We start from the raw sequence: 19,143 nt of genomic DNA on the forward strand, positions 1-19,143 counted from the left end.
CAAACGAGGGAGCCCGGACTCTCCTGACGGAGTGTCCGGGCTCCCGGGCGTTCAGCGCGTGCTACTGGGTGCGGTTCTCACCGTGGTAGTACTCGAAGACCCAGCCCCACAGGCCGATCGCGATGATCGGGGCCGAGAAGTACAGCAGCCACCAGCCGAAGACGACGCCCAGGAAGGCGAGCGCGCCGCCGATGCCGAGCGCGAGCGGCTGCCAGCTGTGCGGGCTGAAGAAGCCCACCTCGCCGGCCTCGTCCGCGACGTCGGCCTCCTTGTCGTCCTGCGCCAGCGCGTCGACCCGCCGGGCCGTGAAGGCCAGGTAGTAGCCGATCATGATGCTCAGGCCGAAGCCCAGGAAGAGCGCCGTGGTGCCGGCCGGCTCCTTCGACCACACGCCATAGACGATCGCCATGACGAGGATGAAGAGGGCCAGCCAGATGAACATCTTGCCTTGGACCTTCACTTGCCGGCCTCCTTGCCACCAGCGAGGGCCTTCTCACCGTGACCGGCGTTCTCGAGCTGGTCGAGAGCGGCGATCTCAGGGTGATGCAGGTCGAACGCCGGGGATTCGGAACGGATCCGCGGCAGGGTGAGGAAGTTGTGCCTCGGCGGCGGGCAGGACGTGGCCCATTCGAGGGAACGGCCGTAGCCCCACGGGTCGTCGATCTCGACCTTCTTGCCGTACTTGGCGGTCTTCCACACGTTGTAGAGGAACGGCAGTATCGACAACCCGAGCAGGAAGGAGCTGATCGTCGAGATCGTGTTCAGTGCGGTGAAGCCGTCTGCGGCGAGGTAGTCCGCGTAGCGACGCGGCATGCCCTCGGCGCCCAGCCAGTGCTGCACCAGGAACGTGCCGTGGAAGCCCACGAACAGCGTCCAGAAGGTGATCTTGCCGAGGCGCTCGTCGAGCATCTTGCCGGTCATCTTCGGCCACCAGAAGTGGAAGCCGGAGAACATCGCGAAGACGACGGTGCCGAACACCACGTAGTGGAAGTGCGCCACCACGAAGTACGAGTCCGAGACGTGGAAGTCCATCGGCGGCGAGGCCAGGATGACACCGGTCAGACCACCGAAGGTGAAGGTGATCAGGAAGCCGGTCGCCCAGAGCATCGGGGTCTCGAACGACAAGGACCCCTTCCACATCGTTCCGATCCAGTTGAAGAACTTCACGCCTGTTGGCACGGCGATGAGGAACGTCATGAAGGAGAAGAACGGTAGGAGCACGCCACCGGTGACGTACATGTGGTGCGCCCACACGGTCACGGAGAGACCCGCGATCGCGATGGTGGCGCCGATCAGGCCCATGTAGCCGAACATCGGCTTGCGCGAGAAGACCGGGATCACTTCGGAAATGATTCCGAAGAATGGCAGCGCGATGATGTACACCTCTGGATGGCCGAAGAACCAGAAGAGGTGTTGCCACAGCAATGCCCCGCCGTTGGCGGCATCGAAGACATGTGCCCCGAATTTCCGATCCGCCTCCAGCGCGAACAGCGCGGCGGCGAGAACGGGGAAGGCCAGCAGGACCAGAACCGCGGTCAGCAGCACGTTCCACACGAAGATCGGCATACGGAACATCGTCATGCCGGGCGCGCGCATGCAGATGATGGTGGTGATGAAGTTGACCGCACCGAGGATCGTGCCGAAGCCGGAGAAGGCCAGACCCATGATCCACATGTCGGCGCCGATACCCGGCGAGCGGACCGCGTCCGACAGCGGGCTGTAGGCGAACCAGCCGAAGTCGGCCGCGCCCTGCGGGGTGAGGAAGCCACCGACCGCGATGAGCGAGCCGAACAGGTAGAGCCAGTAGGCGAACATGTTCAGCCGCGGGAACGCCACGTCGGGCGCGCCGATCTGCAGCGGCATGATCCAGTTCGTGAAACCGGCGAACAGCGGCGTCGCGAACATCAGCAGCATGATCGTGCCGTGCATCGTGAACGCCTGGTTGAACTGCTCGTTCGACATGATCTGCAGACCCGGGCGCGCCAGCTCGGCGCGCATGAGCAGCGCCATGACGCCGCCGATGCAGAAGAACGCGAACGACGTGATCAGGTACATCGTCCCGATCGTCTTGTGGTCAGTGGTGGTGAGCCAGCTGACCACGACGCTGCCGGGCTGCTTGCGCCGTACCGGCAACTCGTTCTCGTACGAGTCCTCGGCTTCGGCGGCACCCTGGGGTTCGTTGAGGATGCTCACAGGTTGTTCGTCTCCCGGTTCTTCTCGGGGGCCGTCTGCTCAATGCCGGCCGGGATGTAGCCCGTCTGGCCCTTCTCCGCGAGCTCCTTGAGGTGGGCCTCGTAGCGCTCGGGAGAGACGACCTTCACGTTGAAGAGCATCCGGGAGTGGTCGACGCCGCAGAGCTCGGCGCACTTGCCCAGGTAGGTGCCCTCCGCGTTGGGCGTCACCTGGAACGAGTTGGTGTGACCCGGAATGACGTCCTGCTTCATGAGGAACGGCACCACCCAGAAGGAGTGGATGACGTCACGTGAAGTGAGGATGAAGCGGACCGTCTTGCCCTCGGGGAGCCAGAGGGTCGGACCGGGGTTACCCGTCTGCGGGTTCTTCGAGGCCGGCGTGCCGACGTCGTAGACACCGCCGGCGTTGGCCGGGTAGTCCTTGTGGAACCGGTCCGGAATGGCGGCCAGGTTCGGGTCGGTCGCGGCGTCACCGGTGGAACCGTCGACGTCCTCGATGTAGTTGAAGCCCCAGCTCCACTGGAAGCCGACGACGTTGATGGTGACGTCGGGCTTCTTGTCCAGACTGAGGAGCTTCGTCTCGTCGCGGGCGGTGAAGTAGAACAGCACCGAGACGATGATGAGCGGAACCACGGTGTACAGCGCCTCGATGGGCATGTTGTACCGGGTCTGCGGGGGAACTTCGACCTTGGTACGGCTGCGCCGGTGGAAGAACACGCTCCACAGGATCAGGCCCCAGACCAGCACGCCCGTGGCGAGCGCGGCCGCCCACGAGCCCTGCCAGAGGGAGAGGATCCGAGGACCCTCGTCCGTAACCGGGGTGGGAAAACCAAGGCGGGGAAAGTCCTTGTATGTGCAACCGGTAGCGGTAGCCAGGACCAGGCCCGCAGTCATCGCCTGCAGCAGCTTCCGCCGCATCGGGCGCCGCGGCGTGGGGGTACCGCCCGCGCCCTTCAGGATGCGGGGGAGGTCGGAGCCGTTGGGACTCACGTAGCGCCTTCCCGAGAGTCTCGCCCGCGCTGGTTGGCTACGGCCTTCTCGCTGGTCGCTCGCCGCCCTGGCACACGGGCAGGGGTTTGGATGTTTATGCGGAGCAAACCCTACTGGACGCTATTTGGGGTCGCGCGGGGAGGGGTGCGCAACGCGCCGCTGGGTTTCACGGAGGGGGTGGGTTGCCCTGTCCTGGGCCGCTTCTGACGGGGGGTTGGGGCGCCCAACGGCTCGGGAGGTTTTTCTCGTATGGCGGCTGCTCGTTCGCCGTGGCTGATCGCGCCGTTCCCGGCGCCCCTTTGGGGGCGCCCGCCCGACCGGAGGATTTAGCGTTGCTGTGTGTCCTACTTCGATGCCGCATCCTCCGCTCCTCTCCATCCCGTTGCACGGCAGGCCCTGCATGCCTCCCTCGACGAGGGGTGGGCGGATCCCGCACGTCTGTACAGGGAGGGAAGGCGGGCCCGGTTGCTGCTCGACGCGGCACGGGAGGCGGCGGCTGATGCCGTGGGCTGCCGGCCGGACGAACTGGTCTTCACCTCCTCGGGTACGCGAGCCGTGCACTCCGGGATCGCGGGCGCACTGGCCGGGCGTCGGCGCGCCGGACGCCACCTGATCGTGTCAGCGGTCGAACATTCTTCGGTGCTCCATTCGGCCGAGGTCCACGAGTCGGCGGGCGGCACGGTGACGGAGATCCCGGTGGCCCGGACGGGTGCGGTGTCCCCTTCGGCGTACGCGGCGGCCCTGCGTCCCGACACCGCGCTCGCCTGTCTGCAGTCGGCCAACCATGAGGTGGGTACGGAGCAGCCGGTGGCCGCGGTGGCTCAGGAGTGCCGGGCGGCGGGCGTACCGCTGCTGGTGGACGCGGCGCAGTCGCTGGGATGGGGGCGGGTGGAGGGCGAGTGGTCCCTGCTCACGGCAAGTGCCCACAAATGGGGCGGCCCTTCGGGGGTCGGGCTGCTCGTCGTACGTAAGGGGGTGCGGTTCGCTCCCCAAGGGCCCGTGGACGAGCGGGAGTCGGGGCGGGCGGCCGGGTTCGAGAACATTCCCGGGATCGTGGCCGCGGCCGCGGCGCTGCGGGCGGTGCGGGCCGAGGCTGCCGAGGAGGGTGCGCGGCTGCGGGAACTGACGGACCGGATCCGGCTGCGGGTGCCCGGGCTGGTCCCGGATGTCGAGGTGGTCGGCGACCCGGACCGCCGGCTGCCCGGCGTCGTCACCTTCTCCTGTCTCTATGTCGACGGAGAGACTCTGCTGCACGAACTGGACCGCGCGGGCTTCTCGGTCTCCTCCGGTTCGTCGTGCACGAGCAGCACGCTGACGCCCAGCCATGTCCTGAAGGCCATGGGGGTCCTGACGGAGGGCAATGTCCGGGTGTCGCTGCCGCCGGGGGTCCCGGAGGCGGACGTCGAACGGTTCCTGTCCGTGCTGCCGGGCGCGGTCCTGGCCGTACGGGAGAAGCTGGGCGCTCCCGCCGCGCCGACGAAGACGCCCGCCGCCTCCGGCTCGCTCGTGGTGAACGCCCTGGGCAGGCGGTGCCCGATCCCGGTCATCGAGCTGGCCAAGGTGATCGGCGATGTCCCGGTCGGCGGCACGGTGCGTGTCCTGGCGGACGACGAGGCGGCGCGGCTGGACATCCCGGCGTGGTGCGAGATGCGGGGACAGGAGTACGTGGGCGAGGAGCCGGCGGACCACGGCTTTGCGTATGTGGTCCGCCGGGTGGCCTAGGGGGTGTCGTTTGGTTCAGGCCGGATCAGGCCGCGGCGCATGGTGCGGTGCATCGCAAGGCGGAGCATGACCCGCGTACTGGGCGTACTCGGGTCATGCGACAACGCGGCGAGGTGCCGTGCCAGGCGTCGCGGACCCGAGGTGATCCAAACGACACCCCCTGGCTACACCAGGTGGGTCTGGACCTCGGCGGCGGCTTCGTGGCCGTACGCCTTGGTGAAGCGGTCCATGAAGCTGGAGCGGCGAAGCTGGTACTCCTGCGTGCCGACCGTCTCGATGACCAGGGTGGCGAGCATGCAGCCGACCTGGGCGGCGCGCTCGAGGGAGACGCCCCAGGCCAGGCCGGAGAGGAAGCCCGCGCGGAAGGCGTCGCCGACGCCCGTGGGATCGGCCTTGCGCTCCTCCTCCGCGCAGCCGACCTCGATCGGGTCCTCGCCGGCGCGCTCGATGCGCACGCCCTGCGCGCCGAGGGTCGTCACGCGGGTACCGACCTTGCCGAGGATCTCCTCGTCGCTCCAGCCGGTCTTGGACTCGATGAGCCCCTTCTCGTACTCGTTCGAGAAGAGGTACGTCGCGCCGTCCAGCAGTACGCGGATCTCATCGCCGTTCATCCGGGCGATCTGCTGCGAGAAGTCGGCCGCGAAGGGAATCGAGCGGGTGCGGCACTCCTCGGTGTGGCGCAGCATCCCCTCGGGGTCGTCCGCGCCGATCAGGACGAGGTCGAGGCCGCCGACGCGGTCCGCCACGGCCTTGAGCTCGATGAGGCGGGCCTCGCTCATGGCGCCGGTGTAGAAGGAGCCGATCTGGTTGTGGTCGGCGTCCGTCGTGCAGACGAAGCGCGCGGTGTGCAGCACCTCGGAGATGCGGACGGAGCCGGTGTCGACGCCGTGCCGGTCCAGCCAGGCGCGGTACTCGTCGAAGTCGGACCCCGCCGCCCCGACCAGGATCGGCTTGGTGCCGAGCTGGCCCATGCCGAAGGCGATGTTCGCGCCGACCCCTCCCCTGCGTACGTCGAGGTTGTCGACCAGGAAGGAGAGGGAGACCGTGTGCAGCTGGTCGGCGACCAGCTGGTCGGCGAAACGGCCGGGGAAGGTCATGAGGTGGTCGGTGGCGATGGATCCGGTGACTGCGATACGCACGGCGAGGACACGCTCCTGCGAGGGGATGTGAAGGGGCTGGCGTTGACAGTTCACGCTACCCGGTCGGCGAGTGCGCATTGAAGCGGCAAAAACTACCCGATAGTAGATCTTTCTTCGCGAGCGCCACCGTGCCTACGGTGCCGCTATGACAAACCTGAAGGTCCACGGCACCGCTCCGCAAGACCTCGACGGCGATCTGGCTTCACTGCGCGGCGACTGCGCGCGGATGGCCGGGCACTGGACGGCGCCCGACCGGACCACCGCCCTCCCTGTGCCGCCCTCCCACATCCACGGCGTGACGGTGCCGCCCGCGTCGGCCCGGCTGCTGGACGCGATGTCCGACTACGGCGACTGAGCGCGCGGGCGAGGACGGGCTGAAACCGTCCGGACAATCGGCCGGAACCCGCGCCCGCAGGGAACCGTGCGCTCCCCCGCTGCGTCCCATCGCTGTCCCCCGTAAAGGGGATGCGGTGTACGACCCCTCAGCGCCCCTTTTCGGCGCCCCATCTTGACCGGGCCGGGTCGTCAGGACAGCAGTGGAGCCAAAGGAGCGATGCGGTGAGCACCGAGCGACCCGACAACGACGCGACCGATTCCGCCCAGGGGGGCGAGACGGTCGTGGAGACGGCGAAGCCGCGCCGGCGGTATTCCCCGGTGGCCGTCGCCTCGGTCGCGGCCGCGGTCCTGCTGGTCGGGGGCGGCGGGGCGTACTTCGCCACGACCGCGGCGGGCGGCGGGAACGGCGGCAGCGGCTCCGGGACGCCCGGAGGCGACGGCACTCCCCCGGCGCTCGCTCTCGACGGGTACTCCGAGAGCGGTACGAGTGACACGGACGGTGCGGACGGTACGGGCGCCCCGAACGGCATCGCGCCCGGTGAGCCCAACCCGTACGGCACGACCTACCGGGCGGAGGGCGACCTCGCCGACGGACCGGACTCGGCGCCCGTGTACGCCGCGAAGGGCCAGGTGACCCAGGCCGAGGTGGCGCGGCTGGCCGAGGCGCTCGGGGTGGCCGGCACCCCGCGGACGGACGGCGGCGACTGGACGGTCGGCGCCACGAACGACGCTTCCGAACCGAATCTGCGGGTGAGCAAGGCGGCGCCCGGAACCTGGACCTACAGCTCCTATGTGCCGGGCACCGACAACTGCGTCGAGGGCAAGCCCTGCGGGCCCATCGGGTCCAGCGGCCTGGCCGGTCTGCGTCCGGCGGCGGTGAGCGAGGAGGCGGCGAAGAAGGCGGCCGCGCCCGTACTGAAGGCCGTCGGCCAGGACGACGCGAAGCTGGACGCGACTCAGCTCATGAACGACGACCGGGTACGGGTGGTGAACGCTGACCCGGTGGTCGGCGGCCTGCCGACGTACGGCTGGACGACCGGTGTCCAGGTCAGCTCCGAGGGCAAGGTCATCGGCGGCAGCGGCCAGTTGAAGACACCGGTGAAGGGCGACACGTACCCCGTCATCACGGCGCAGCAGACCCTGGACCTGATGAACGGGTCGGCGTCGGGCGGCGGGCCCAAGGGCATCGGCGGCTGCGCCAGTCCCGTACCGCTGAAGGACCGCGACGAGGTGCCGTGCGAGGCGGCAACCGTGGCTCCGGCGCCCGCGACGGCGACCGTCGAGAAGGCCACGTTCGGGCTGGCGGCGCACTCGGTGGACGGGAAGCAGACGCTGGTGCCGTCCTGGCTGTTCGAGGTCCGGGCCGCGGGTACGGAGGACGTCGTCACGGTGACGCATCCGGCGGTCGATCCGCAGTATCTGACCTCGCCGGAGGCCGGGCAGGAACCGACGCCGGCCCCTTCGCCGACCGGGGCGCCCACGACCGGTGACGTCAAGGTGGAGGGTTACACCGCCGACGGCGAGGAACTGACGGTGAGCTTCTGGGGCGGGGTGTGCAGTAAGTACTCGGCCTCGGCGAGCGAGAGCTCCGGCAAGGTGACGGTCACGGTGACCAGCACCTCGGAGCCGGGCAAGGTCTGCATCATGCTCGCCAAGGCGATCGACCTCCCCGTGCACCTGGACCAGCCGCTCGGCGACCGCGAGGTCGTGGGAACGGACGGCAAGGCGATCCCGGAGGGGACGGAACTCGGCGCCGTGGAGAACTCGGCGCAGCCGCAGTAGGCAAGCGGCCGCCACCCTGAAGGTGGCCGCGGATACGCGAAGGCGGCGTCCCCGTCGGAGGGGGACGCCGCCTTCGTACGCGTCTGCGCAGCGGCCGGCCGGGCGCTCAGCCGCCGGGACCGCGCGGCTTAGCTGAAGGAGTCGCCGCAGGCGCAGGAGCCCGTCGCGTTCGGGTTGTCGATCGTGAAGCCCTGCTTCTCGATGGTGTCCACGAAGTCGATGGACGCGCCGCCCAGGTACGGGGCGCTCATGCGGTCGGTGACGACCTTGACGCCGCCGAAGTCCTTGACGACGTCGCCGTCGAGAGAGCGCTCGTCGAAGAAGAGCTGGTAGCGCAGGCCGGAGCAGCCGCCGGGCTGAACAGCGACGCGCAGCGCCAGGTCTTCGCGGCCTTCCTGGTCGAGCAGGGCCTTGACCTTGGCCGCGGCCGACTCGGACAGGATGATGCCGTCGTTCACGGTGGTGGTCTCGTCCGATACGGACATCTGCTTCTCTCCCGGGTTGTTCGGAGACTGCTTGCCGACATTCCAACCGGCGGGGCCTCGGATTCATTCCGGGCCGAGCGCTTGTCTTCGCGTTCTCTCTTCATGCTCGCACATGGGCCGGGACACGGACAGCGGCCTGTGGACAACCCCTCCGGGATTCACGTCACATCGACGCTATGGCAGTCGTCAAAGTGACGTGAAGCAGTTATGATAGATAACGTCAATTCGACGAAAAGGCATGTTGCGCTGGATCGCCCCCGTGATCCGAGCGAGCCGCAGAACAGAAAGGGTTGGTGTCGTGACCACCGCCCAGACCCAGGAACTCGACGTACAGCCGACTCCCCTCGCCCTGCTGCTGCTCGGCCGCGAGGCCGACACGCGGAGCGAGCGCGGCGTCGAGTGTCCCGGCGATCTGCCCTCGCCGTCCGACCCGGACCTGGTGGAGCGGGCCCGCGCGGCCAAGGAGAAGCTCGGGGACAAGGTCTTCGTCCTCGGCCACCACTACCAGCGCGACGAGGTCATCCAGTTCGCGGACGTCACCGGTGACTCGTTCAAGCTGGCCCGGGACGCGGCCGCGCGCCCCGAGGCCGAGTACATCGTGTTCTGCGGTGTGCACTTCATGGCGGAGTCCGCGGACATCCTGACGGGCGACGACCAGAAGGTGGTCCTCCCCGACCTCGCCGCGGGCTGCTCGATGGCCGACATGGCCACCGCCGAACAGGTCGCCGAGTGCTGGGACGTGCTGGCCGAGGCCGGGATAGCCGAGCAGGTCGTGCCCGTCTCGTACATGAACTCCTCCGCGGACATCAAGGCGTTCACCGGCAAGCACGGCGGCACGATCTGCACCTCCTCCAACGCGCAGCGCGCTCTGGAATGGGCCTTCGAACAAGGCGAGAAGGTGCTCTTCCTGCCCGACCAGCACCTGGGCCGCAACACCGCCGTCCGCGACATGGGGATGTCCCTGGAGGACTGCGTCCTCTACAACCCGCACAAGCCGAACGGCGGCCTCACCGCCGAGCAGCTGCGCGACGCGAAGATGATCCTGTGGCGGGGCCACTGCTCCGTGCACGGCCGCTTCTCGGTCGAGTCGGTCAACGACGTGCGCGAGCGGATCCCCGGTGTGAACGTCCTGGTGCACCCCGAGTGCAAGCACGAGGTCGTCTCGGCGGCGGACTACGTGGGCTCCACGGAGTACATCATCAAGGCCCTGGAGGCGGCTCCGGCCGGCTCCAAGTGGGCCATCGGCACGGAGCTGAATCTCGTACGGCGGCTGGCGAACCGTTTCGCGAGTGAGGGCAAGGAGATCGTCTTCCTCGACAAGACGGTCTGCTTCTGCTCGACCATGAACCGCATCGACCTGCCCCACCTGGTGTGGACCCTGGAGTCCCTGGCGGAGGGCAACCTCGTCAACCGCATCGAGGTGGACCGGGAGACGGAGCAGTTCGCCAAGCTGGCGCTGGAGCGGATGCTGGCTCTGCCGTAGTCCGTACGACCGAGGGAAGTAAGGGGCGCCGGCCATTGCCGACGCCCCTTACTCAGTGCCCTAGTAGTAGCAGAGGTCCCGCGAGACCTGCGTGGGGTCGCTGCTCGCGCTGCCCCAGTTGTACTCGTCGAACTTGTTGGCTATCGCGGAGCCCTCCTGGACGACCACGTACGAGGTGTTGTCACCCGCGTAGTCGTCGTTGCGGAACTCGTTGTCGGTGGTCTGCGACAGGTAGTCCGTCAGACCGCCCTGGTTGTTGAACATCGCGTGCTTGCCCCAGCCGACGTAGACGCTGGGCCGCTCCTTGCCGTAGCCCCAGTTGTCGGCGTTGATGTCGGCCGACTCGATCTTGCTCCAGTCGGTCAGCACCCGGTGGTTGCCGTGTGTGCTGAGCAGCAGGGTGGAGCGGGTCCACTTGTTGTCGCCCGCGTACTTCCAGGTGGTCACGGCGTGCTCGAAGTCGTACGCGTGGCCGATGCCGCCGGTGAAGCCGTCCTTGGGGAAGAACAGCGTGTAGATGACCCGCACCTCGTCGCTGCCGCAGGTCTTGACCGTGGTGTACGTCGGGAAGTACGAGCCCGTCGCGGCGCAGCCGTAGTCGGCGTCCGGCCAAGGCTTCAGCTCGGCGGAGGGGGCCTGCTGGTCACCGTTGACAAAGGCGCTCGACGGCCAGCAGGTGTCGTTGCCGACGGCGCGGGCGAACTGCCAGTCGGGCGCTCCCGCTGCGATGAAGTCGTTGAGGTTGCCCTTCCACTCCAGCGGTTCGTTCGCGCTGGCGGTGGGGGCCGAGGCGAAGGTGCCGAGTACGGCGAGCGCCAAGGCGCCGAGGATCGTGCGGTGGGAGCGGACAGCGGTACGGAGGGGTCCGCGGGGGGCGTTCATGACGGTCCTTATGGATCGGGGGGAACCGGATTGCGATGCGGTCGAACAGGGGGTCGCACCAGCTCGCCACCGCCGCGGGACGCGGCGGTGGCGAGCGAGGTCAGGCGGGGAAGGGAGCCGTCAGCAGTAGAGGTTGGCTCCTGCCGAGACGCCGAGGATGCCGACGAAGCGGTTGTAGGCGTCGACGCGGCTCTGGACCTGCGCGGGGTTCTTCCCGTCGCACTCCAGCGAGCCGTTGATGCTGCGGATGGTCTGGCCGAAACCGGCGCCGTTGACCATGGCGTTGTGGGGGGTCATGGTGCCGGGACCGCTCTGGGTGTTCCAGTACCAGAGGCCGGTCTTCCAGGCCACGGCGGCGTCGTTCTGCACCAGCCAGGGGTTGCCCAGCAGGTCGATGCCGAGCGCGTCACCCGCGGCCTTGTAGTTGAAGTTCCAGCTCAGCTGGATCGGACCGCGGCCGTAGTACGCGGACTGACCGGCCGGGCAGCCATAGGACTGGCCCCAGTCGCAGTAGTTCGGGTAGTTCGCGGTGTTCTGCTCGACGATGTAGTAGAGCCCGCCGGTCTCATGGTTGACGTTGGCGAGGAAAGCCGCGGCCTCCTGCTTCTTCACCGTGTCGCTGCCGGTGTTGGCGAAGGCCGGGTAGGCGCTCAGCGCGGCGACCAGACCGCTGTAGGTGTAGAAGGAGTTCCGGCTCGGGAACATCTGGTTGAACTGCGCCTCGGTGACGACGAATCCACTCGGGGTGGTGCCGCCGCCGGTGGCCGGAGCCGTCCACTTCTGGTTCGCGGCACCGGTGCAGGTCCAGATCTGCAGCCGGGTGGCGTTGGCCGAGTTGTTGCCGACGACGTCGAGGCACTTGTTCGCCGCGGGGTTGACGATGTCCTTCGCGGCCGTCACGACCCACTGCTGGTTGGCGCCGCCGACGCAGTCCCAGAGGTGGATCAGCGCACCGTCGGCGGTCGAGTTGTTCGAGACGTCCAGACACTTGCCGAGCGCCCGGATCGTGCCGTCGGATCCGACGTTCCACTGCTGGGCGGCGGTGCCGTTGCAGTCGTAGATCTGCACCGCGGTGCCGTTGGTGCTCGAACCGCCCGCCACGTCGATGCACTTGCCCGCCAGACCGCTGATCTGGCCGGTGGCGGCCGCGGCGGGGGACGCGGGCAGCACGCTCAGCAGACCCACGAGGAGGGAGCCGACGGCGGCGGAGGCCACACGCCTCCATCTGAACTTCATGCCCATGTCATACCTTTCGCCGTTTTGCTCTGAAGTGGGGAGTCGAAAGAGGGGGGTTGCACCTTCGCAGGGTCTTCACCGCTTGTTTTAAGGTGTGAATGAAACCGCGTCAAGGTGTTGGTATGGACCAATTCAAGAACGGTATCCGAACATGCCGCTCAATGGCCAACAGCCCCTGTCCTGGCGCAAGTTGCGCCAGGACAGGGCCTCTTGATCCACGCGAGAGGTCAGACTCCGGCGGGTTCCGGTGATTTGTCCGCTTCGCCCGCGGTGGCGGTGGTCCCGCCGGACTTCGCCGCGCGCCTGGCCGCCTTCTTCTTCGCCCGCCGCTCCTTGCGCAGTTCCACGACGGTGTAGAGCGTCGGCACCAGCAGGAGCGTCAGCAGCGTCGACGTGATCAGACCGCCGATGACGACCACGGCCAGCGGCTGGGCGATGAAGCCGCCCTCACCGGTGACCCCGAGGGCCATCGGGAGCAGCGCGAAGATGGTCGCGAGCGCCGTCATCAGGATGGGCCGGAGCCGGTGCCTGCCGCCCTCGATGACCGCCTCGACCGTGCCGTAGCCCTGCTTGCGGTACTGGTTGATCAGGTCGATCAGCACGATCGCGTTGGTGACCACGATGCCGATGAGCATCAGCATGCCGATCATCGCCGGGACACCCATCGGGGTGCCGGTGACGATGAGCAGGCCGATCGCGCCCGTCGCCGCGAACGGGATCGAGACGAGCAGGATCAGCGGCTGGACCAGTGAACGGAACGTCGCCACCAGGAGCATGAAGACGATCGCGATCGCCGCCAGCATCGCCAGGCCCAGCGAGGCGAACGAGTCCGCCTGGTCCTGCGAGACACCGCCGATCTCCGCCGTCGCACCGGCGGGCAGCTTCAGCGCGTTCAGCTTCGAGGTGAGGTCCGAGCTGACCGCGCCCGTGTTGTCGCCCGTCGGCCGCGCCGTGATCGTGGCGGCCCGCTGCCCGTCGATCCGGGTCATCGAGACCGGACCGTCGACCAGTCGCACGGTCGCGATGTCACCGAGCTTCACGGCGCCCAGCGGCAGGTTCTTCAGCTCGGCGAGCGTCGTGGCCGGCTTCGCCGACCTGATGACGATGTCCCGCTCGGTGTCGTCCAGGGTCGCCGTGCCGCTCGTCGTGCCGCGCACCGCCTCACCGACGGCCGCGCCGAGCGTCGCGTCGTTGAATCCGGCCACCGCCGCCTTGGAGTTGGCCTTGACGGAGATACGCGGCACGCTCTGCGCCAGGTCGCTCGTCACGTCGGTCACGTCGTCGAGCTTCGCGACCTCGTCACGGACCTCGCCGGCCGCCTTGCGCAGGACGTCCGCGTCGGCCGCCTTCACGACGACGCTCAGATCCTGGCTGCCGAAGCCGTCCCCGGCCGCGACCGTGGTCGTACCGACACCGGAGAGCTTGCCGAGCCCCTCCTCGATACGGTCCTGGACGTCGTCGGAGGAGGCCGAGTCCCCCAGCATGATCTGGTACGAGGCCTGGTTGGTGTCCGTGCCACCGCCGAACGCGGCCATGAAACCGGACGAGCCGATGGTGACCTGGTAGTCCTTGATGCCGTCCACGCCGTCGAGCATCTTCTCGACCTGCCGGGCCGAGGCGTCGGTCGCCGCCAGGCTGGTGCCCGGCTTCAACTCCTGCTTGACGGTGAGGACTTCCTGCTCGCCCTGGTCGAAGAAGTTGGTCTTCAGCAGGGGCGCCATACCGAACGTACCGACGAGGACGACGACCGCGATCGCCACGCTCGTCAGCCGGCGCCGGGTCGCGAAGCGCAGCACGGGGACGTAGAAACGCTGGAGACGGCTCGCCGCCTCCTTCTCCTCCGCCTGCCGCCGCGCTTCCTCGGCGTCCCCCGGGGTGCCCTTGGGGGCGCGCAGGAACCAGTACGACAGCACCGGTACGACGGTCAGCGAGACGAGCAGGGAGGCGAGCAGCGCCGCCGTGACGGTCAGGCTGAAGGAGCCGAACAGCTCGCCCACCATGCCGCCGGTCAGGCCGATCGGCAGGAAGACGGCGACCGTGGTGAGGGTCGAGGAGGTGACCGCGCCGGCGACCTCGCGGACCGCTTTGAGGATCGCCTCCTCGCGCTCCTCGCCGTACCCGAGGTGCCGCTTGATGTTCTCCAGGACGACGATCGAGTCGTCGACGACCCGTCCGATCGCGATGGTCAGCGCGCCGAGCGTGAGCATGTTGAGCGACAGGTCGCGGGTCCACAGGACGATCAGCGCGAGGACCACCGACAGCGGGATGGAGACCGCGGTGACGAGGGTCGAGCGGATCGAGGCCAGGAACACCAGGATGACGAGGACGGCGAAGAGCAGACCCAGCGCGCCCTCGGTGGTCAGACCGTCGATGGACTTCTTCACTGCCGGGCCCTGGTCGCTGACGACGGTGATCGTCGCCCCCGTGCCCAGGTCCTTGCGCATGTCCGCGAGCTTGTCCTCGACGGCGTCGGAGATGGCGACCGCGCTGCCGTCGTGGTCCATGGTGACGTTCACCGCGAGGCTCGGTTCGCCGTCCGTACGCGTGATGGAGTCGGCGATCGCCTGCTCCTCCTTCACGGTGGCGACATCGGCGAGGCGTACGGGCTTCTTGCCGGGGGCGCCCGCGACCATCAGGTCCTGGATCTGCTTCAGCGAGGTGAAGCCGCCGCCGACCTGGACCGTGCGGTTGCTGCCGTCCTCGTCGAAGGAGCCCGCGGGAACGGTCGCGCCGCCCGCCTGAAGGGCCTGCCCGAGCGCGGCGGAGGTGAGCCCGGCCCGCGCCATCGCCGTGGCGTCCGGCGTGACGGTGACCTGGAGGTCCCGTACCCCGTCGACGGTGACCTGTCCTACCCCGTCGATCTGCTCCAGCTCCGGCACGACCGTCCGGTCGAGCTGGTCGGCGAGTGCCTGCTGGTCCTTGTCCGAGGTGACGGCGAGGACCACGGTCGGGATGTCGTCCGTCGAACCGGCGATGACCTGCGGGTCGACGGCGTCCGGGAGCTGGACGCGGGCCCGGTTGACGGCCTGCTGGACGTCGGCGACAAGCTGCTTGGTGTCGTTGCCGTAGTCGAAGGACGCCATGATCACGGCGTTGCCCTCGCCGGCCGTGGAGGTGACGCCCGTGATGCCGTCGACGGATTCGAGGCTGTCCTCGATGGGCTCGACGACCTGCTTCTCCACTACATCCGGGGACGCGCCCTGGTACGGCGCGAGCACGGACACCATGGGCAGTTCGATGGTGGGCAGCAACTGCTGCTTGAGCTGGGGGATCGCGATCGCTCCGAAGGCGAGCGCGATGATCGACATCAGACCTATCAGGGCCCGTTGCGCGAGGCTGAACCGGGACAGCCAGGACATGGGTGGCGGGTCTCTCTTCCGTGGTGTGCGCGGCAGGAGGGGCCCATCTGAGCACCCCCGCTCACACTTTGAGCCATCGCCAGTGGCTGTTCCGTCGCCCCCAGGTCCATTTCCTTATGCGGAACCTACTCCAGGCGCAGTACACGCGGGTGGAGCTCAGTCCATCCTTGGGCGTACCAGCCCCGACTCGTAGGCGATCACGACCAGTTGGGCCCGGTCGCGCGCGCCCAGCTTGGCCATGGCCCGGTTGACGTGCGTCTTCACCGTCAGCGGGCTGACTTCCAGCCGCTCGGCGATCTCGTCGTTCGAGTGCCCGCCGGCGACCTGCACGAGCACCTCGCGCTCGCGCCCGGTGAGCGCGCCGAGCCGCTCGGCGCGGGCCGGGTCACGGTCGTCGTCCAGACCGTCGCCCTGCGCCAGGAACTTGGCGATCAGGCCCTTGGTCGCCGCCGGGGACAGCAGCGCCTCGCCGCCCGCCGCGATCCGGATCGCGGCCAGCAGCTCCTCCGGCTCGGCCCCCTTGCCGAGGAACCCGGACGCACCGGCCCGCAGCGACTGCACCACGTACTCGTCGACCTCGAACGTCGTCAGCATCACGACCCGTACGTGCGCGAGCCCCGGGTCGGCGGAGATCAGCCGGGTGGCGGCCAGTCCGTCGGTCCCCGGCATCCGGATGTCCATCAGCACGACATCGGCGCGCTCCTGCCGCACCAGGCGGACGGCCTCGGCGCCGTCGGACGCCTCGCCGACCACCTCCATGTCCGGCTCGGAGTCGACGAGCACACGAAAGGCGCTGCGCAGCAACGCCTGGTCGTCGGCGAGCAGGACACGGATGGTCATACGGAGCCTTCCATGGCGGGCGTGCGGTTCTTGACCGGAAGGATCGCATGGACCCGGAAGCCGCCTCCGTAGCGGGGACCCGCCGTGCATCTCCCGCCGAGCGCGGTGACCCGCTCCCGCATCCCGAGCAGCCCGTGCCCGCCGCCCTCCTCCGGCCCGTCATCCTGCCCCGGCCCGTTGTCGAGGACGGTCACCTCCACGTTCGGTCCCACGCGTACGACGCTGACCTCGGCCTTCGCCTCCGGGCCCGCATGCTTCTGCACATTGGTCAGGGCCTCCTGGATGACGCGGTACGCGGCGAGGTCCACCGCGGCGGGCAACGTGGTGCCGGGGTCGCGGGCCACCTCCACCGGAAGGCCCGCGTTGCGGAAGGTGTCGGCGAGTTCGTCGAGGCGGCCGAGACCCGGGGCGGGCTCGGTGGGGGCCTCCGGGTCGCCGGTCTGCCTCAACAGGCCGACGGTGGCGCGGAGTTCGTTGAGCGCGGAGCGGCTGGCCTCGCGTACGTGCGCGAGCGCCTCCTTGGCCTGGTCTGGCCGCTTGTCCATCACATGCGCGGCGACTCCGGCCTGCACATTGACCAGGGCGATGTGGTGCGCGACGACATCGTGCAGGTCGCGGGCGATCCGCAGCCGCTCCTCGGCCACGCGGCGGCGGGCCTCCTCCTCCCGGGTCCGTTCCGCGCGTTCGGCGCGCTCCCTGATCGCGTCCACGAAGGCGCGGCGGCTGCGTACGGCGTCGCCCGCGGCGGCCGCCATGCCGGTCCAGGCGAAGATGCCCAGGTTCTCCTGGGAGTACCAGGGCAGCGGGCCCGCCAGCATCGCCGCGCCCGTGAGCACGGTCATCGTGAGCAGGCCCACGCGCCAGGCCGTGTGGCGGTCCGTGGCCGAGGCGACCGTGAAGAGGGCCACGACGGCGGACATCGTCACCTGGGCCCTGGGGTCGCCGACCACCAGCTCCACCAGGGAGACGGCGCTCGTCGCGGCGAGGACCGCGATGGGGGCGCGGCGGCGGAAGACCAGGGCTGCCGCGCCGAGCACCATCAGAGTGAGGCTGAGGGCGTTCGGAGTGCGGGTGAGCCAGGTCGCGCCGTTCTCGCCGTGCGGGTCGACGAAGGAGCCGGCCAGCATGCAGGCGAGGACGCCGGCGGCGAGCGTGGCGTCCACGGCGAGGGGGTGGGCGCGGGCTCTGCACATCGTCCGCTCTAGCGTGCTCACCCGTTCACGGTACGGGGCGCTTGCGCGGCTCGGAACGGTGGTAGCCGGTATCCCCGGGCCGGGGGTGGGGCTCGGGAAGTTTTTTCGCCCCCTCCGCCCCTGCCCGTCCCGTACCTGGGGGCTGCCGCCCCCAGACCCCCGCTGTCGCGCTGAACGCGCTTGTCCTCAAACGCCGGACGGGCTAAAGATTTTCAGCCCCTCCGGCGTTTGAGGAGCGGGGTCTGGGGCGGAGCCCCAGGAACAAGGGACGGGCAGGGGCGGAGGGGGCGAAAGAAACTCCACCCACCCGTCAGCCAGGGATCAAGCCGTCGTCGCTCAGCATTTCGCGGACCTCTTCGAGGGTCGCGTCCGGGGAGGGGAGGATCAGTTCGGACGGTTGGAGGGCGTCGTCGGGAAGGGGGGCGCCGAGGCGGCGGACCTCCTCCAGGAGGGCACCCAGGGTGCGGCGGAAGCCGGACTCGTCACCGCTCTCGATCTCCGCGAGCAGCTCGTCGTCCAGCTTGTTCAGTTCGGTGAGGTGACTGTCGTCCAGCCTCACCTGCCCCTCCCCCATGATCCGTACGATCATGTCGCCCTCCTAAGGCGTGGGTTACCGCTCGTTACCGCCTGTCGCTACTTCTCGAAGCGCGGCGTGTCCTGCGGCTGGGACTGCGACTGCCCCTGACCCGAACCGCCCTCGATCGCCGGCTTCGCCGCGGAGCCACCGGCCAGCTCGGCCTTCATGCGCTGCAGCTCCAGCTCTACATCCGTACCACCGGAGAGCCGGTCCAGCTCGGTCTGGATGTCGTCCTTGGCGAGACCCGACTGGTCGTCGAGGGCGCCAGAGGCGAGCAGCTCGTCGATCGCGCCGGCCCGCGCCTGGAGCTGCGCGGTCTTGTCCTCGGCACGCTGGATCGCCATCCCGACGTCGCCCATCTCCTCGGAGATGCCGGAGAAGGCCTCCCCGATCCGGGTCTGCGCCTGGGCGGCGGTGTAGGTGGCCTTGATGGTCTCCTTCTTCGTACGGAAGGCGTCCACCTTGGCCTGGAGGCGCTGCGCCGCAAGGGTGAGCTTCTCCTCCTCGCCCTGGAGAGTGGTGTGCTGCGTCTCCAGGTCGGTGACCTGCTGCTGAAGCGCGGCCCGGCGCGACAGCGCCTCACGGGCCAGGTCCTCCCGGCCGAGAGCGAGCGCCTTGCGGCCCTGGTCCTCCAGCTTGGAGGACTGGTTCTGGAGCTGGTTGAGCTGCAGTTCCAGTCGCTTGCGGCTGGTCGCCACATCGGCGACACCGCGGCGCACCTTCTGAAGCAGCTCCAGCTGCTTCTGGTACGAGTAATCGAGGGTTTCGCGCGGGTCCTCGGCCCGGTCAAGGGCCTTGTTCGCCTTCGCGCGGAAGATCATCCCCATACGCTTCATGACACCGCTCATGGGCTTCGCGCGCCCCCTTCTGACGGACTCCAGCTCCAGGTACTGCAACAGAACCCACAGTACGGGCCCTGCATCCATT

General features: G+C 68.8%; 16 protein-coding genes. 4 read left to right on the forward strand and 12 right to left on the reverse strand.

Annotated elements, in window-relative coordinates; genetic code table 11:
• Window positions 1–61 precede the first annotated feature (61 nt).
• The 3 genes from ACFVKT_RS33720 to coxB are packed head-to-tail and all read right to left on the reverse strand — an operon-like array spanning window position 62 to window position 3,182.
• On the reverse strand, window positions 62–460 hold the full coding sequence (locus ACFVKT_RS33720; protein ID WP_385738653.1) for a cytochrome c oxidase subunit 4: 399 nt from the start codon (window positions 458–460) through the stop codon (window positions 62–64).
• Window positions 457–2,193, reverse strand: a complete 1,737-nt coding sequence (ctaD, locus tag ACFVKT_RS33725; protein ID WP_385738655.1) for a cytochrome c oxidase subunit I — start codon at window positions 2,191–2,193, stop codon at window positions 457–459. Before ctaD ends, ACFVKT_RS33720 begins: the two co-directional genes overlap by 4 nt.
• Window positions 2,190–3,182, reverse strand: a complete 993-nt coding sequence (coxB, locus tag ACFVKT_RS33730) for a cytochrome c oxidase subunit II (protein ID WP_385738657.1) — start codon at window positions 3,180–3,182, stop codon at window positions 2,190–2,192. Before coxB ends, ctaD begins: the two co-directional genes overlap by 4 nt.
• 339 nt (window positions 3,183–3,521) lie before the next feature.
• Between coxB and ACFVKT_RS33735 the strand changes: the two genes are divergently transcribed.
• Entirely contained in the window at window positions 3,522–4,904 is a 1,383-nt protein-coding gene (locus ACFVKT_RS33735; RefSeq protein ID WP_385738659.1) for a cysteine desulfurase/sulfurtransferase TusA family protein, read from the forward strand.
• 164 nt (window positions 4,905–5,068) lie between these two features.
• On the opposite strand, the gene ACFVKT_RS33740 is transcribed toward ACFVKT_RS33735, so the two are convergent.
• Window positions 5,069–6,043 carry a carbohydrate kinase family protein gene (locus ACFVKT_RS33740; RefSeq protein ID WP_385738661.1) on the reverse strand — a complete coding sequence of 325 codons (975 nt, stop codon included), beginning with the start codon at window positions 6,041–6,043 and terminating at the stop codon, window positions 5,069–5,071.
• 145 nt (window positions 6,044–6,188) lie between these two features.
• On the opposite strand from ACFVKT_RS33740, the gene ACFVKT_RS33745 reads away from it, so the two are divergent.
• Window positions 6,189–6,398 carry a hypothetical protein gene (locus ACFVKT_RS33745; protein ID WP_385738663.1) on the forward strand — a complete coding sequence of 70 codons (210 nt, stop codon included), beginning with the start codon at window positions 6,189–6,191 and terminating at the stop codon, window positions 6,396–6,398.
• Window positions 6,399–6,601: 203 nt separating this feature from the next.
• On the forward strand, window positions 6,602–8,161 hold the full coding sequence (locus ACFVKT_RS33750) for a hypothetical protein (RefSeq protein WP_385738665.1): 1,560 nt from the start codon (window positions 6,602–6,604) through the stop codon (window positions 8,159–8,161).
• Window positions 8,162–8,289: 128 nt separating this feature from the next.
• Here ACFVKT_RS33750 and ACFVKT_RS33755 read toward each other — a convergent pair whose 3' ends face one another.
• Window positions 8,290–8,646 carry an iron-sulfur cluster assembly accessory protein gene (locus tag ACFVKT_RS33755; protein WP_365427349.1) on the reverse strand — a complete coding sequence of 119 codons (357 nt, stop codon included), beginning with the start codon at window positions 8,644–8,646 and terminating at the stop codon, window positions 8,290–8,292.
• Window positions 8,647–8,944: 298 nt separating this feature from the next.
• Here ACFVKT_RS33755 and nadA point away from each other — a divergent pair, with 298 nt between their 5' ends.
• Complete coding sequence (nadA, locus tag ACFVKT_RS33760) at window positions 8,945–10,129, forward strand: quinolinate synthase NadA (protein ID WP_385738667.1); 1,185 nt, start codon at window positions 8,945–8,947, stop codon at window positions 10,127–10,129.
• Between the two features lie 60 nt (window positions 10,130–10,189).
• On the opposite strand, the gene ACFVKT_RS33765 is transcribed toward nadA, so the two are convergent.
• The 7 genes from ACFVKT_RS33765 to ACFVKT_RS33795 all read right to left on the reverse strand — a co-directional run bounded on the left by ACFVKT_RS33765 (window position 10,190) and on the right by ACFVKT_RS33795 (window position 19,064).
• Window positions 10,190–11,011 carry an NPP1 family protein gene (locus ACFVKT_RS33765; protein WP_385738669.1) on the reverse strand — a complete coding sequence of 274 codons (822 nt, stop codon included), beginning with the start codon at window positions 11,009–11,011 and terminating at the stop codon, window positions 10,190–10,192.
• A gap of 120 nt (window positions 11,012–11,131) precedes the next feature.
• Window positions 11,132–12,247 carry a glycoside hydrolase family 19 protein gene (locus tag ACFVKT_RS33770; RefSeq protein ID WP_385738671.1) on the reverse strand — a complete coding sequence of 372 codons (1,116 nt, stop codon included), beginning with the start codon at window positions 12,245–12,247 and terminating at the stop codon, window positions 11,132–11,134.
• A 227-nt stretch (window positions 12,248–12,474) separates the two neighbouring features.
• A complete protein-coding gene (locus ACFVKT_RS33775) occupies window positions 12,475–15,606 on the reverse strand; it encodes an efflux RND transporter permease subunit (RefSeq protein WP_385738673.1) in 3,132 nt (1,043 codons plus the stop codon).
• Between the two features lie 156 nt (window positions 15,607–15,762).
• Window positions 15,763–16,446, reverse strand: coding sequence for a response regulator (locus tag ACFVKT_RS33780; protein WP_385738675.1), 684 nt, complete (start codon window positions 16,444–16,446; stop codon window positions 15,763–15,765).
• Complete coding sequence (locus ACFVKT_RS33785) at window positions 16,443–17,660, reverse strand: sensor histidine kinase (RefSeq protein WP_385738677.1); 1,218 nt, start codon at window positions 17,658–17,660, stop codon at window positions 16,443–16,445. Before ACFVKT_RS33785 ends, ACFVKT_RS33780 begins: the two co-directional genes overlap by 4 nt.
• Window positions 17,661–17,949: 289 nt before the next feature.
• Window positions 17,950–18,228, reverse strand: coding sequence for a hypothetical protein (locus ACFVKT_RS33790; protein WP_385738679.1), 279 nt, complete (start codon window positions 18,226–18,228; stop codon window positions 17,950–17,952).
• Between the two features lie 44 nt (window positions 18,229–18,272).
• A complete protein-coding gene (locus tag ACFVKT_RS33795) occupies window positions 18,273–19,064 on the reverse strand; it encodes a PspA/IM30 family protein (protein WP_385738733.1) in 792 nt (263 codons plus the stop codon).
• Between the last annotated feature and the right edge of the window lie 79 nt (window positions 19,065–19,143).

It is taken from the genome of Streptomyces sp. NPDC127595 (assembly GCF_042671685.1).
Classification (GTDB): Bacteria; Actinomycetota; Actinomycetes; order Streptomycetales; family Streptomycetaceae; genus Streptomyces.

Excerpts from the sequence above, each read along its gene's own strand:
- ACFVKT_RS33745 (WP_385738663.1), top strand. The coding sequence starts at position 6,189 with ATGACAAACCTGAAGGTCCACGGCACCGCTCCGCAAGACCTCGACGGC.
- ACFVKT_RS33755 (WP_365427349.1), bottom strand. The coding sequence starts at position 8,646 with ATGTCCGTATCGGACGAGACCACCACCGTGAACGACGGCATCATCCTG.
- ACFVKT_RS33765 (WP_385738669.1), bottom strand. The coding sequence starts at position 11,011 with ATGAACGCCCCCCGCGGACCCCTCCGTACCGCTGTCCGCTCCCACCGC.
- ACFVKT_RS33770 (WP_385738671.1), bottom strand. The coding sequence starts at position 12,247 with ATGAAGTTCAGATGGAGGCGTGTGGCCTCCGCCGCCGTCGGCTCCCTC.
- ACFVKT_RS33775 (WP_385738673.1), bottom strand. The coding sequence starts at position 15,606 with ATGTCCTGGCTGTCCCGGTTCAGCCTCGCGCAACGGGCCCTGATAGGT.
- ACFVKT_RS33780 (WP_385738675.1), bottom strand. The coding sequence starts at position 16,446 with ATGACCATCCGTGTCCTGCTCGCCGACGACCAGGCGTTGCTGCGCAGC.
- ACFVKT_RS33790 (WP_385738679.1), bottom strand. The coding sequence starts at position 18,228 with ATGATCGTACGGATCATGGGGGAGGGGCAGGTGAGGCTGGACGACAGT.
- ACFVKT_RS33795 (WP_385738733.1), bottom strand. The coding sequence starts at position 19,064 with ATGAGCGGTGTCATGAAGCGTATGGGGATGATCTTCCGCGCGAAGGCG.